Below are 14,835 nucleotides of genomic sequence, written 5' to 3'. Positions count from 1 at the left end.
TTCTCTTTGATTAAAAATAAAAACGGTGGGTATGATAAAAGATTTTTAACGTAAGGAAAAGATAAGAAAAAGAAGCAACCGTTTGCAAGGGAAATTTATATAAAAATAAGTTGAACGAGAGCCATATAGAAAAGCGTACCAACAGCAATAGATAGAAACATATTTTTCTTCCAGAAATGTAAGCCAAGCACGACTATCCCTGCAAGCAAATCAGGAATACCGTGATAGCCAGTTAAAATCTCAATATTTTTATAGCAATAAACGACAAGCATACCAAACATTGCAGGGGGTAAAACTTTTCCAAGATAACGGATATATTGTGGAATGGGGCGATTAACAGGAAATACAAAAAATGGTAATAAACGTGTAAATTGTACCGCCACTATACAAATTCCAATGGTAATGATTTGTTCTGTTAATGTCATTTTAAAGATTCCAATTTTGTTTCTAATTTAGTTATGCGCATAGTTAGAATTAACCAAATGCCAATTAATGTTGGAATTAAAAAATATTCTTTTCCTATAATAAGTAAAAAAGCAAATGCAATCCCTAAACCTAAGAGAGAGCTTTCGTGGGATTTTTCTTTTAGCCAATTTTCTGCAAAAATAACTAAGAATAGTGCTGTCATTGAAAATTCCACACCTTTTAAATTAAAAGGTAAAACAGTACCAAATAAATTCCCCATTGCTGCGCCAAGTACCCAATAAATATGCAAATATAAGCTCACAAAAAACATATACCAACCTTTATCTAAGTGCTGTGGGATTTTTGCCATATAATTTAGGGAAAAAGATTCATCTACAAGTGTTGTGATTAAATACCAACGTTTTTTTCCTATATGTATGCCATATTTTTCTAGCATTGATATGCCATAAAAAATTTGGCGGGCACTAATCATTAAGGTAATTAATAATACGCTGATTGGAGAGAAAGGTGCAATAAGTGCGCCTGCTGCAATAAATTCAACAGAACCCGCATAAATAAGTAAAGCCATCAAAGTAGGATATAAAAATCCGAAACCAAGTGCTTTCATATAAATACCGTATGCTATGCCAAGAAATAAAAATCCTGCAATCATTGGTACGCTGTAGGGAAAAGCAGCCTTAGCCGCTTCAGTAATTGGGTTAGAGTGTTGATTTTGTTGAGATAAATTCATTAATTATGTCTATAAATTTAAAACAGAAAGTCCGGGTAAAGTTGAGAAACTTTGAGATTTGACTGTTTGATAAAAATCTTCTAAATAAGAAAGGGATTCATCTTCTTTGCGAATCGCCGCATATAGATTGCTATATAAACCTTCTTTTGTGACTTTTCTTGCCACGACATAACCCTTTTCCAAATAAGGCAGCGCAGCCCAATAAGGGATAGTCGCAATACCACGACGACTCGCAACAAGTTGAATCATTGCAATAGTAAGTTCTGTTGTACGGCGAGTAGGATTAATGCCTTTTGATTTAAGCACTTTACGCCATAGATCTAACATATCGTCAGGTACGGGGTAAGTTACCCAAGTTTCATCAATAAAATCTTCCGCTTCCCAAATATCTTTTTCTGCTAAAGAATGATTTTTTGAGCAAATCCCAACCATTTCATAAGAAAAGAGCGGTTTAAAAATGACATCATCATTATGCTCTATTTCTGATACTATCGCCCAATCTGCTCGATGGGAAAGTAATAAACCAACGGGATCAGTATGAAAGCCAGATACAATATCCAGTTCTACTAGCCCCCAATGCTGACGGAATTCATCCATCGCTGGCATTAACCAATCAAAACAAGTATGGCATTCCACCGCTATACGTAACTGTCCTGCATCGCCGTGTTTTACCCTTGCAAGATCACGTTCAGCATCAATCACTTTCGGCATTACTTCATTCGCAAGACGAATTAAACGCTCTCCCGCTGAAGTAAAACGAAGTGGATTACTTTTACGCTCAAATAAAGGCAAGCCAAATTGTTCTTCTATTAATTTAATTTGGTGAGAAAGGGCTGATTGGGTTAGATATACGTGCTTTGCAGCTAGAGAAACGCTGCCTGTCTCTTTTAAAGCCAATAAAGTTTTAAGATGTCTAAATTCTAGAAAGGTTGGTTTCATTAATAATATTCATATAAAATTAAGAATTAGGGAACCAGTATAATACATTAAAATTAGAAATATGCTAATTAATAAAATTAATTATTTAGATAATTATTTTAGTTAAAATACAAAACCCCAGTCCTTAAACTGGGGTTCTATATTTATTCTTTATCTAATTTGTTTAATTCTGTTTTTACTTAATTTAATTTTATCTATCTTAGATAAATTTATATTTAGATTTTTTATTTGGTAACCTGGCGGTGCCCTACTCTCACATGGGGAAACCCCACACTACCATCGGCATTACAGCGTTTCACTTCTGAGTTCGGTATGGTCTCAGGTGGGTCCACCGCACTATCGCCGCCAGGATAATTCTTTGATAACTCGTCTTCTCTTTTATCTCTCGTCTCTTTTATCTCTCGTTACTCAGTCTTTCCTCTACCTTTCACTCGTTCTTATTGGTCACAAGCTGAACTCAATTTTCTTTCTATTAAGTCTTCTATACTTACTTTTCTTTGTTTAGTCTTTTACTTCGGTTTCCGCTCTACTTTTATTTGCTTCGCTTTTCATCTCTTACTTCACTTAGCTCCCAAAAACACTTGAGCGTTGTATAGTTAAGCCTCTCGGGCAATTAGTATCTGTTAGCTCAATGTATCACTACACTTACACACCTGACCTATCTACGTCGTAGTCTACAACAACCCTTACTGACTTAAAGTCAGGGATGACTCATCTCTTGGCAAGTTTCGTGCTTAGATGCTTTCAGCACTTATCTCTTCCGCATTTAGCTACCCAGCAATGCCTCTGGCGAGACAACTGGAACACCAGTGATGCGTCCACTCCGGTCCTCTCGTACTAGGAGCAGCCCCAATCAATCATCCAACGCCCACGGCAGATAGGGACCGAACTGTCTCACGACGTTCTAAACCCAGCTCGCGTACCACTTTAAATGGCGAACAGCCATACCCTTGGGACCTACTTCAGCCCCAGGATGTGATGAGCCGACATCGAGGTGCCAAACACCGCCGTCGATATGAACTCTTGGGCGGTATCAGCCTGTTATCCCCGGAGTACCTTTTATCCGTTGAGCGATGGCCCTTCCATTCAGAACCACCGGATCACTATGACCTACTTTCGTACCTGCTCGACTTGTCTGTCTCGCAGTTAAGCTTGCTTATACCATTGCACTAACCTCACGATGTCCGACCGTGATTAGCAAACCTTCGTGCTCCTCCGTTACGCTTTGGGAGGAGACCGCCCCAGTCAAACTACCCACCAGACACTGTCCGAGACCACGTTTCGTCATCTTCGTTAGAACATCAAACGTTAAAGGGTGGTATTTCAAGGTCGCCTCCACAATGACTGGCGTCACTGCTTCAAAGGCTCCCACCTATCCTACACATCAAAATTCAATGTTCAGTGTCAAGCTATAGTAAAGGTTCACGGGGTCTTTCCGTCTAGCCGCGGGTACACCGCATCTTCACGGCGATTTCAATTTCACTGAGTCTCGGGTGGAGACAGCCTGGCCATCATTATGCCATTCGTGCAGGTCGGAACTTACCCGACAAGGAATTTCGCTACCTTAGGACCGTTATAGTTACGGCCGCCGTTTACTGGGGCTTCGATCAGGTGCTTCTCTTGCGATGACACCATCAATTAACCTTCCAGCACCGGGCAGGCATCACACCCTATACGTCCACTTTCGTGTTTGCAGAGTGCTGTGTTTTTAATAAACAGTTGCAGCCAGCTGGTATCTTCGACCGGTTCAACCTTCGCCCGCTAGGGACTACAATCTACGCCGGCGCACCTTCTCCCGAAGTTACGGTGCTATTTTGCCTAGTTCCTTCACCCGAGTTCTCTCAAGCGCCTGAGTATTCTCTACCTGACCACCTGTGTCGGTTTTCAGTACGGTTTAGTAAAGCCTTTCGCTTAGTGGCTTTTCCTGGAAGTGTGGTATCAGTTACTTCAGCTCCGTAGAGCCTCGTCATCATCTCTCTGTGTTAAGGAAGTCCGGATTTGCCTAAACTTCCCACCTACCAACTTAAACGCACATATCCAACAGTGCGATAACCTAACCTACTCCGTCCCCACATCGCAGCTTTACCAAGTACAGGAATATTAACCTGTTTCCCATCGACTACGCTTTTCAGCCTCGCCTTAGGAGCCGACTCACCCTGCCCCGATTAACGTTGGACAGGAACCCTTGGTCTTCCGGCGAACGGGTTTTTCACCCGTTTTATCGTTACTTATGTCAGCATTCGCACTTGTGATACGTCCAGCTAACCTCTCGATTAACCTTCATCCGCTTACACAACGCTCCCCTACCCAACAGGCGTATCACTAATAATCCTTACTTCAAAAATACCCCGACTCAACGTTCGGGTTGCTTGAACAACCTTTCATGCCGCTTCGCGCCATTCTAGCTTGTTAATCGTAAGGCGTATTAGTGATACGCCTGATGCCGCAGCTTCGGTGCTATATTTCAGCCCCGTTACATCTTCCGCGCAGGCCGACTCGACTAGTGAGCTATTACGCTTTCTTTAAATGATGGCTGCTTCTAAGCCAACATCCTAGCTGTCTAAGCCTTCCCACTTCGTTTCCCACTTAATATAGACTTGGGGACCTTAGCTGGCGGTCTGGGTTGTTTCCCTCTCCACGACGGACGTTAGCACCCGCCGTGTGTCTCCTGAGTATCACTCTTTGGTATTCGTAGTTTGCATCGGGTTGGTAATCCGGGATGGACCCCTAGCCGAAACAGTGCTCTACCCCCAAAGGTGTCACCTCAAGGCTCTACCTAAATAGATTTCGGGGAGAACCAGCTATCTCCCGGTTTGATTGGCCTTTCACCCCCAGCCACAAGTCATCCGCTAATTTTTCAACATTAGTCGGTTCGGTCCTCCAGTTAGTGTTACCCAACCTTCAACCTGCCCATGGCTAGATCACCGGGTTTCGGGTCTATACCTTGCAACTATTCGCCCAGTTAAGACTCGGTTTCCCTTCGGCTCCCCTATTCGGTTAACCTCGCTACAAAATATAAGTCGCTGACCCATTATACAAAAGGTACGCAGTCACCCCATCACTTAATCCCACTGCTTCTTTTGGGTGGTTTGACTCGCTTCGCTCCTCTTACCATTGTTTAAGTGCGGTTGCTTTTCATCACCTTCCAATCGGATTAAGTGATGGGGCTCCCACTGCTTGTACGTACAAGGTTTCAGGTTCTATTTCACTCCCCTCACCGGGGTTCTTTTCGCCTTTCCTTCACAGTACTGGTTCACTATCGGTCAATCAGGAGTATTTAGCCTTGGAGGATGGTCCCCCCTTCTTCAAACAGGATATCACGTGTCCCGCCCTACTTCTCGTTAGCTTAGTACCACAATATGGTTTTTAGATACGGGATTATCACCCTCTTTGATTGTGCTTCCCAACACATTCTCCTAACCATACTGTTATCACTTACTGGCTCTTTCGCTTTCGCTCGCCGCTACTGACGAAATCTCGGTTGATTTCTTTTCCTCGGGGTACTTAGATGTTTCAGTTCTCCCGGTTTGCCTCAACAAGCTATGAATTCACTTGTTGATAGTAGATTCTTCATCTACTGGGTTTCCCCATTCGGATATCTTGGATTAAACGCCTCTTATCGACTCATCCAAGCTTTTCGCAGATTAGCACGTCCTTCTTCGCCTCTGATTGCCAAGGCATCCACCTTGTACGCTTAGTCACTTAACTATACAACCTCAAATGTTTTCAATCACTTTAAGTTTTCACTTCAAAGTGCGGTCAATTTGATGCGTATTTTCATTCAACTAAACACTTGATTGCTTTTGTTCAATCAAGATTTTATGCAAAACAGGTTTTGTTTTTAGAGTTCCCTTTTCAGTTCCCTCCTCTCACTTTCCTATCTTGCCTACTCAGACTTTCTCTCGAAAATCTCTTGTTTTCAGCTTGTTTCCAATTTTTTAAAGAACAGTTGATAAAACTTTTCAGTTATCATCGTTAAATAAACTAAAACTAAAACAAAATTAAATTTAAAATTAAACTTAAAATAACCTAATATTTAAAATAGCTTCATCACTACCTTAATACTTTATTAATTTGTCTTTTTCTAATTTATTTAACGATGATAAGTGGTGGAGATAAGCGGGATCGAACCGCTGACCTCCTGCGTGCAAGGCAGGCGCTCTCCCAGCTGAGCTATATCCCCATTTCATCATAATTTAATAACTAATTATTTACCTTTTAGTTATTATTTATTTACACTACACCTTTCGCTTCACTCACTCTCAGAGTGGTGGGTCTGAGTGGACTTGAACCACCGACCTCACCCTTATCAGGGGTGCGCTCTAACCACCTGAGCTACAGACCCAAGGGTAATGTTTTCTTCTGCTCATTTGTCTACAACTATCAGCCAATCTGTGTGAGCACTCGCTGTCTCTCGTCTTTGGTAAGGAGGTGATCCAACCGCAGGTTCCCCTACGGTTACCTTGTTACGACTTCACCCCAGTCATGAATCATACCGTGGTAAACGCCCTCCAAAAGGTTAAGCTATCTACTTCTGGTACAACCCACTCCCATGGTGTGACGGGCGGTGTGTACAAGGCCCGGGAACGTATTCACCGCGACATTCTGATTCGCGATTACTAGCGATTCCGACTTCATGGAGTCGAGTTGCAGACTCCAATCCGGACTTAGACGTACTTTATGAGATTCGCTCCACCTCGCAGCTTCGCTTCCCTCTGTATACGCCATTGTAGCACGTGTGTAGCCCTACTCGTAAGGGCCATGATGACTTGACGTCATCCCCACCTTCCTCCAGTTTATCACTGGCAGTCTCCTTTGAGTTCCCGACCAAGTCGCTGGCAACAAAGGATAAGGGTTGCGCTCGTTGCGGGACTTAACCCAACATTTCACAACACGAGCTGACGACAGCCATGCAGCACCTGTCTCTAAGTTCCCGAAGGCACAAGCTCATCTCTGAGCTCTTCTTAGGATGTCAAGAGTAGGTAAGGTTCTTCGCGTTGCATCGAATTAAACCACATGCTCCACCGCTTGTGCGGGCCCCCGTCAATTCATTTGAGTTTTAACCTTGCGGCCGTACTCCCCAGGCGGTCGATTTATCACGTTAGCTACGGGTGCCAGAGTTAAACCCCAACCCCCAAATCGACAGCGTTTACAGCGTGGACTACCAGGGTATCTAATCCTGTTTGCTCCCCACGCTTTCGCACATGAGCGTCAGTACATTCCCAAGGGGCTGCCTTCGCCTTCGGTATTCCTCCACATCTCTACGCATTTCACCGCTACACGTGGAATTCTACCCCTCCCTAAAGTACTCTAGTTACCCAGTCTGAAATGCAATTCCCAGGTTAAGCCCGGGGCTTTCACACCTCACTTAAATAACCGCCTGCGTGCCCTTTACGCCCAGTTATTCCGATTAACGCTCGCACCCTCCGTATTACCGCGGCTGCTGGCACGGAGTTAGCCGGTGCTTCTTCTGTATTTAACGTCAATTTGATGTGCTATTAACACATCAACCTTCCTCAATACCGAAAGAACTTTACAACCCGAAGGCCTTCTTCATTCACGCGGCATGGCTGCGTCAGGGTTCCCCCCATTGCGCAATATTCCCCACTGCTGCCTCCCGTAGGAGTCTGGACCGTGTCTCAGTTCCAGTGTGGCTGGTCATCCTCTCAGACCAGCTAGAGATCGCAGGCTTGGTAGGCATTTACCCCACCAACTACCTAATCCCACTTGGGCTCATCCTATGGCATGCGGCCTCTCAGTCCCGCACTTTCATCTTCCGATAATACGCGGTATTAGCGACAGTTTCCCGTCGTTATCCCCCTCCATAAGCCAGATTCCCAAGCATTACTCACCCGTCCGCCACTCGTCAGCAAGAAAGCAAGCTTTCTCCTGCTACCGTTCGACTTGCATGTGTTAAGCCTGCCGCCAGCGTTCAATCTGAGCCATGATCAAACTCTTCAATTCAAGTTCAATCGCTCAATAAACTGCTTAGCTATAAATAAAACACTACTTAAAAAAGTAATGATGAATTTTCAGTTAAGCACCTATTAAGACTTCAAAATTAAAATATTTTTAAAACAAGTCAATCAACAAGTGCCCACACAGATTGTCTGATATATTGTTAAAGAGCAAAAAATAACGACGCACTTGGAAACTTAAAAAACTTCACAACAGTGCGTCGTTGTGTGCGGTGCATTATAGGGATTTTCAAATCCCTTGCAAGTACTTTTTGCAAAAATTTTTGAAAAGCTCGACCGTTTGTTGAAAATACATACGTAAAATACATAATTCCGCCAACAAACGGTTGATTTTTGATCTCAATTTATAAATTAAAGTTTACTTAGATCAACCAAAGCCTCTGGTTTAATATCGACAATAGTACGATTGCTGGTTAATGTCATCGCTACGCGCATCTCTTTTTTGAAAATGTCGAGCATATTTTCAACACCTTGACGACCTGCTGCCCCTAAAGCATAAACAAATGCTCGACCTAACATTGTTGCATCTGCCCCTAATGCCAACATACGGACTATATCTAAACCATTGCGAATACCTGAATCGGCAATAATTTTAATATCCCCTTTCACTGCATCGGCAATCGGTGGCAACGCTCTTGCACTTGAAAGCACGCCATCTAACTGACGGCCACCGTGATTTGAAACGACAATTCCATCAGCACCGAAACGCACCGCATCTTTCGCATCTTCAGGGTCGAGAATGCCTTTAATGACCATTGGACCTTCCCAAAACTCACGGATCCACTCTAAATCTTTCCACGAAATTGATGGATCAAAGTTTTCTGTTAGCCAGCCAATATAGTCATCTAAACCTATTTGTCTACCCATATAAGTTGAAACATTACCCAAGGTGTGCGGTTTGCCTTTGATACCCACATCATACGCCCAGAATGGGTGTGTAAAGCCTTGTAATACACGGCGAATTTCTTTGTAAGGCCCACTCATACCTGAGTGCATATCACGATAACGCGCACCTGGAGTAGGCATATCGACCGTAAACACTAAAGTAGAACAGCCTGCTGCTTTCGCACGCTCAAGTGCGTTTTTCATAAAACCACGATCTTTTAACACATAAAGCTGAAACCACATTGGACGCTTAATCGCAGGGGCGACTTCTTCAATTGGACAAATTGATACTGTTGAAAGGGTAAACGGCACACCTTTATTATCTGCCGCTTGTGCTGCTTGTACTTCTCCACGACGTGCATACATTCCGCACGCCCCAACTGGTGCAAGAATAGTTGGCATTGAAAGTTTTTCACCAAATAATTCTATACTAGTATCCAATTCAGACATATCTTTTAAGACACGTTGTCTTAAAGCAATATTTTCCAAATCACTCACATTACGCGCAAGTGTTTGCTCGGCATAAGAACCGCCATCGGCATAATGGAACATAAAGGGAGGAACACGGCGGCGCGCCGCTTCACGATAATCGCTAGCTGATGAAATAATCATTTTTACCTCTTATTCAATAAAATAGTGAGAAACCTGAGAGGCATTATAACACTATTTTAACAAATTCAATAAAAATCATAATTATTTTGAGAACTAGATCACAATTTATTTTAAAAAAGTGACATATAGAAATGATATAAGTAGAAAAATCACCTATAAAATTAGGAAAAATTGTGAATTTATCAATATCACACAATTAATCTATTAACTTTTAATCTATTTTGATTACTTCCAAAGATTCAAATCCCCATAGATGTAAAGCTTTTTTAAATTGAGATTCTTCGGGAAAATGTGCGGTGCAAAACATTTGATTATATTTTTCATTTTGCACTTGTAGATTTTTATCATCAAGTAAATATTTGATCCGTTTAGCAATTGCTGCGCTCGGATCCATAAAATATTTAACTTGTGGCAAGCATAACTGAATTTCATCTTTGATGAGAGGAAAGTGAGTACAACCTAAAACTAATGTATCCAAATCTGCCATGCCTGCCCACGAAGATAACTCATCTTTTAAACTAATGAGATCAACGGAATGACCACGAATTTTTTGCTCCGCAATTTCGACTAATTTTGTCGTTCCCAGTCTCTCAACAATACAATCTTGCGCAAATTTATCAATCAACTCATCGATATAATGACGCTTTACTGTACCCTTTGTAGCTAATAAACCAATATGTTTTGTCTTTGTTATTTCTGATGCAGGTTTAATAGCGGGAACAGTCCCAATGATAGGAATATCAAAAGCAGCTCGCAAAGGCGGAAGCACAACAGTACTCGCTGTATTGCAAGCTATCACGATTGCATCTAATGGATAACGTTGATTAATAAGCTGACACGCCGCTAAAGTGCGGTGAATAATACTTTCTTCTTCGCGTTCTGAATAAGGGAATCCCGCATTATCAAAGCAATAGAGATAATGCCAATTGGGTAATAATTTTTTAGCTTCACGGTATACGCTAAACCCACCCACTCCAGAGTCAAAAAAAAGTACAGTTGGGCGTTTTTCTTTTTTATCCATTTAAAACTCTTTGAAAATTGACCGCACTTTTAAGCGTTCGAGTAAATTTCTTTATTATTGAGCCAGCGACAGATTAGGCTTTCTGCCACATCAGGGTATTTTTGGATAAGTGATTTCGCATAATGTTGCACCGTTGGTATCATTTTTCTATCTCGCATTAAATTTGCTATTCGCAATTCAGCAATTCCCGTTTGTTTCGTTCCAAGTACTTCACCTGGCCCACGAATTTCTAAATCTTTTTCCGAAATAACAAACCCATCTTGGCTATCTCTTAGCACTTGCAAACGCTTTTGCGAAACTTTACCTAGCGGAGGTTTATACATTAGTACACAAAAAGAAGCCGTGCTGCCTCGACCGACGCGCCCTCGTAACTGATGAAGCTGCGATAAACCTAAACGTTCTGCATTTTCGATAATCATCAAACTTGCATTCGGAACATCAACCCCCACTTCGATGACTGTCGTCGCCACCAATAAATCCAATTCTGCATTTTTAAAACGCATCATGACATCTTGTTTTTCTTGGGGTTTCATGCGCCCGTGCACTAAACCAATATTTAACATCGGTAACGCTTTCGTTAAATCTTCCCAAATCGCTTCAGCTGCTTGAGCTTCTAACACCTCTGATTCATCAATTAACGTACACACCCAATAGGCTTGACGTTTTTCATTAACACAAGCGTTTTTTACACGCATCACAATTTCAGCGCGACGTTCTTCAGAAACCACTACGGTTGTTATCGGCGTACGACCTGGAGGCAATTCATCAATAATTGATGTATCCAAATCTGCATATACGGTCATTGCCAACGTTCTCGGAATCGGTGTGGCCGTCATAATTAACTGATGGGGATGAAATCCCGCTTTTTCGCCTTTTTCACGCAACATTAATCGTTGATGCACCCCAAAACGATGTTGTTCATCAATAATCACTAATGCTAAGTCGGAAAACTCGACTTCTTCTTGGAATAAAGCATGCGTCCCCACCACCATTTGCACGGCACCAGTTTTGATTTTTTCAAGCTCTGCTTGTCTTGATTTTCCTTTTACTTTACCTGCCAACCAGCCAACTTCAATACCGAAAGGCTCAAACCACCGTCTAAAATTATTCGCATGCTGTTCTGCAAGAATTTCTGTTGGCGCCATTAAGGCGACTTGTTTGCCATTATCAATTGCAGTTAAAGCAGCCAATGCGGCAACCAATGTTTTTCCCGAGCCTACATCCCCTTGCACTAAGCGCATCATCGGATAATCTTTGATAAGATCTTGTTCAATATCGGACACTACTCGCTTTTGCGCATTAGTTGGTTGAAATGGCAAGGTGGCTAAAAATCGCTGTTTCAAATCTGTTTGATAATGTAGCGGTAAGGCAGAAAATTGTTGCGTTCCTAACCGCACTTTTTGCATAGCTAAATTATGTGCCAGAAGCTCTTCAAAAATTAATCGTTGTTGTGCAGGATGCTTACCTTGCTCTAACATTTCTAATGAAATATCTGGCGGCGGACGATGCAATAATCGCAATGCCTCTTTTAAGCTATATTGATGTGGATTAAATTCATTAGGCAAAATTTCTGCAATCTGAACCTTGTCGAGTAATGTCAAAGCCTGATCCGTTAATTTTCGTAATGAATTTTGTTTTAACCCCTCCGTTGTGGAATAAATCGGCGTTAGGGTTTCTTCCAATACTATGGGCGCATTATCTCGCACAATTTGATATTCTGGATGATGAATTTCTGGCATATGGCGACCACGTTTCACTTCGCCAAAGGCCTTTACTCGCACACCTGCTTGAAAACTATTACGCATTCCCGCATTAAAATTGAAAAAACGTAACATAATTTTCGATGTGCCGTCTGACAAACTTACCGATAAAATCGGGCGACGGCCAAAAGCGACTTCACAGGTTTGTACAATTCCCTCTATAGTAAAATATTGTTCAGGGCGAAGATTAGCGATTGGCGTAATTCGCGTACGATCTTCATAGCGAATAGGTAAATGAAAGAGTAAATCTTGCAGATTCTGAATGCCGATTTTAGCCAGTTTATTAGAAATGGCAGCCCCCACACCAGAAAGGCTGGTCAAAGGCACGGCATCGAGAAGTTCAAGGCTCATAGCTCATTAATATTGCGTTTGACATTAACGACGCCAGTGATGCCTTTAATACGATGAACGATATTGGCAAGGTGTTTGATATCTTTTACACAAACCTGCAAAATCACAAGCAATAAATTGTTCTCTAATTCTTCCGTCCAAATATTTTGGAGACTGCTTTCGCTCGCTGAAATTGCGGTCATTAAACTAAGCAAGGCATTCTGCTCATTCAATATTTCTATTTGTAATTCAGCCTCAAAATTCACCGCACTTTGAACGTTATCCCATTTAGCCAACGATTGACGACAAGCATTTTTCAAACTTGCACAATGTTGATGGTGTACCACAACTGTATTTTTTTCTGTACAACATCCCACAATAGGATCACCTAGGATTGGATGGCAACATTGCGCAAATTGTGTTTTACCCACTTGCATTGGTGCAATAGTGAGTATTTTTGATTCAAATTCGAGATTCTTAGTATTAGCAGATTCTAACGGCACGCCCACAAATTGATGCGCAATCATGGAGGCTGACTGATTACCTAAACCAATTTCTCGTAATAATTCATCTAAAGAAGAAAGGGCTAAAGCATCTAATACAGTGCTAATTTGTTGAATAGAAAAATCACCTAAATTATGCGGCTGCAATGCTACATTAAGCTCAACTTCGCCTAATTTCACCGCATCCTCTTCACAACGCTGTTTGAGATAATGGCGAATCCGTGTTTTCGCACGAGCCGTTACCACAAAATTTAACCATGCGACTTCAGGATGCGCATTTGGATCAGTAATAATATTGACTGTTTGCCCTGATTCAAGGGCTTTTGAAAGTGGATAAGGTTTATGCTCAACAGTCACGCCAACACAAGTATTCCCCACATCTGAATGCACAGCATAAGCGAAATCTACTGCTGTTGCGCCCATTGGTAATTCAACAATTCGACCTTTTGGCGTAAAAACATAAATTTCTTTCGGGAAAAACTCTGATTTTACATTCTCAATAAACTCAAACGAATTACCTACACTTTGTTGAATTTCGACCAAACTTTGCAACCAGCGTTGTACGCGGATTTGTGCGGTTGTACTATCGTTTTTACCATTTTCTTTATAAACCCAATGTGCAGTAATGCCCATTTCAGCGACTTGTTCCATATCCTCAGTATGGATATGAACTTCTACGGGAACTCCTTTCGGCCCAATCATTGAAGTTTGCAAAGATTGATAGCCATTTGCTTTAGGTACGGCGATATAATCCTTAACTCGGCCTGGACGTGGCTTATAAAGATTATGCATTTGCCCCAAAATGCGATAACAATCATCAACATTTTTCACAATCACACGGAACGCATAAATATCCATAATAGAGTGGAATTCTTGATCCTTTATACGCATTTTTTGATAGATCTTATAAAGATGTTTTTCACGTCCCCACACTCGGGCAAAAATGCCTGCGTTTTCTAACCGCACTTTAATCTCTTGTGAAATACGTTCGATTAAATCTTGTCGATTACTCCGTGCCACATCAACGAGTTTTTTTAACACCTCATAACGATGTGGATGCATTGCTTGAAAAGATAAGTCTTCTAATTCATTTTTGATATGCTCAATACCTAAACGATGAGCAAGCGGACAATAGATTTCAAGCGTTTCTTTCGCAATACGGCGACGTTTATCTGGTCGTAACGAACCAAGCGTGCGCATATTATGCGTGCGGTCAGCAAGCTTGATTAACACAACACGAATATCGCGCGTCATCGCCAAAATCATTTTGCGAAAATTCTCGACTTGTGCTTCTTGGCGAGTACGAAATTTCAACTTATCGAGTTTTGATACACCGTCCACAATTTCAGCTACACTGGCACCGAACTCTTCTTTCAGTTGGTTTTCCGTATAAGGTGTATCTTCAATAACATCGTGCAAAAGCGCAGCCATTACCGCTTCGTGATCTAAGTGAAGTTGAGCAATAATGGAGGCTACCGCCACAGGATGGGTAATGTAAGGTTCGCCGCTGGAGCGAAATTGTCCTTCGTGCGCATCTCTTGCAATCACAAACGCACGCTTGATGAGTTCAATTTTATCTGCGGGCAAATACCCTTGAATAATTCGATCTAAATCCGCAAACAGTTCCAAAGGAGACCTACTTATCGTTGAA

At 41.9% G+C, this 14,835-nt stretch carries 7 protein-coding genes, 2 tRNA genes and 3 rRNA genes; all 12 read right to left on the bottom strand.

Features of this window, described 5'->3' with window-relative positions; genetic code table 11:
- Positions 1-95 precede the first annotated feature (95 nt).
- Positions 96-425: a branched-chain amino acid transporter permease gene (locus tag AT683_RS05805; RefSeq protein WP_005649924.1), complete on the bottom strand. Its 330-nt coding sequence runs from the start codon at positions 423-425 to the stop codon at positions 96-98.
- Entirely contained in the window at positions 422-1,156 is a 735-nt protein-coding gene (azlC, locus tag AT683_RS05800; protein ID WP_011272770.1) for an azaleucine resistance protein AzlC, read from the bottom strand. The genes AT683_RS05805 and azlC overlap by 4 nt, the downstream gene beginning before the upstream one ends.
- Before the next feature lie 9 nt (positions 1,157-1,165).
- The gene (locus AT683_RS05795; protein WP_011272771.1) at positions 1,166-2,095 is read right to left on the bottom strand and encodes a LysR family transcriptional regulator; all 930 of its coding nucleotides are present in this window, start codon (positions 2,093-2,095) and stop codon (positions 1,166-1,168) included.
- A gap of 234 nt (positions 2,096-2,329) precedes the next feature.
- Positions 2,330-2,445: ribosomal RNA gene (gene rrf, locus AT683_RS05790) — 5S ribosomal RNA — on the bottom strand.
- 242 nt (positions 2,446-2,687) lie between these two features.
- Positions 2,688-5,803: ribosomal RNA gene (locus AT683_RS05785) — 23S ribosomal RNA — on the bottom strand.
- A gap of 399 nt (positions 5,804-6,202) precedes the next feature.
- Positions 6,203-6,278 (bottom strand) — tRNA-Ala (locus tag AT683_RS05780).
- Between the two features lie 85 nt (positions 6,279-6,363).
- Positions 6,364-6,440, bottom strand: a tRNA-Ile gene (locus AT683_RS05775).
- Positions 6,441-6,519: 79 nt separating this feature from the next.
- Positions 6,520-8,059, bottom strand: a 16S ribosomal RNA gene (locus AT683_RS05770).
- The 16S, 23S and 5S rRNA genes sit together here with 2 tRNA genes alongside, the layout of an rRNA operon.
- A 365-nt stretch (positions 8,060-8,424) precedes the next feature.
- On the bottom strand, positions 8,425-9,570 hold the full coding sequence (gene lldD / locus AT683_RS05765; RefSeq protein WP_011272772.1) for an FMN-dependent L-lactate dehydrogenase LldD: 1,146 nt from the start codon (positions 9,568-9,570) through the stop codon (positions 8,425-8,427).
- Between the two features lie 211 nt (positions 9,571-9,781).
- Entirely contained in the window at positions 9,782-10,591 is an 810-nt protein-coding gene (gene murI / locus AT683_RS05760; RefSeq protein ID WP_044365004.1) for a glutamate racemase, read from the bottom strand.
- 29 nt (positions 10,592-10,620) lie between these two features.
- Positions 10,621-12,702 (bottom strand): ATP-dependent DNA helicase RecG, encoded by a 2,082-nt coding sequence (gene recG / locus AT683_RS05755; protein ID WP_011272774.1) that lies wholly within the window; start codon positions 12,700-12,702, stop codon positions 10,621-10,623.
- Entirely contained in the window at positions 12,699-14,813 is a 2,115-nt protein-coding gene (gene spoT, locus AT683_RS05750) for a bifunctional GTP diphosphokinase/guanosine-3',5'-bis pyrophosphate 3'-pyrophosphohydrolase (protein ID WP_011272775.1), read from the bottom strand. Before spoT ends, recG begins: the two co-directional genes overlap by 4 nt.
- Between the last annotated feature and the right edge of the window lie 22 nt (positions 14,814-14,835).

Origin of the sequence: Haemophilus influenzae, assembly GCF_001457655.1 — a bacterium.
Classification (GTDB): Bacteria; Pseudomonadota; Gammaproteobacteria; order Enterobacterales; family Pasteurellaceae; genus Haemophilus; species Haemophilus influenzae.
This window is presented reverse-complemented; position numbering and strand designations above follow the sequence as displayed.

Excerpts from the sequence above, each read along its gene's own strand:
- AT683_RS05805 (WP_005649924.1), bottom strand. The coding sequence starts at position 425 with ATGACATTAACAGAACAAATCATTACCATTGGAATTTGTATAGTGGCG.
- azlC (WP_011272770.1), bottom strand. The coding sequence starts at position 1,156 with ATGAATTTATCTCAACAAAATCAACACTCTAACCCAATTACTGAAGCG.
- AT683_RS05795 (WP_011272771.1), bottom strand. The coding sequence starts at position 2,095 with ATGAAACCAACCTTTCTAGAATTTAGACATCTTAAAACTTTATTGGCT.
- lldD (WP_011272772.1), bottom strand. The coding sequence starts at position 9,570 with ATGATTATTTCATCAGCTAGCGATTATCGTGAAGCGGCGCGCCGCCGT.
- murI (WP_044365004.1), bottom strand. The coding sequence starts at position 10,591 with ATGGATAAAAAAGAAAAACGCCCAACTGTACTTTTTTTTGACTCTGGA.
- recG (WP_011272774.1), bottom strand. The coding sequence starts at position 12,702 with ATGAGCCTTGAACTTCTCGATGCCGTGCCTTTGACCAGCCTTTCTGGT.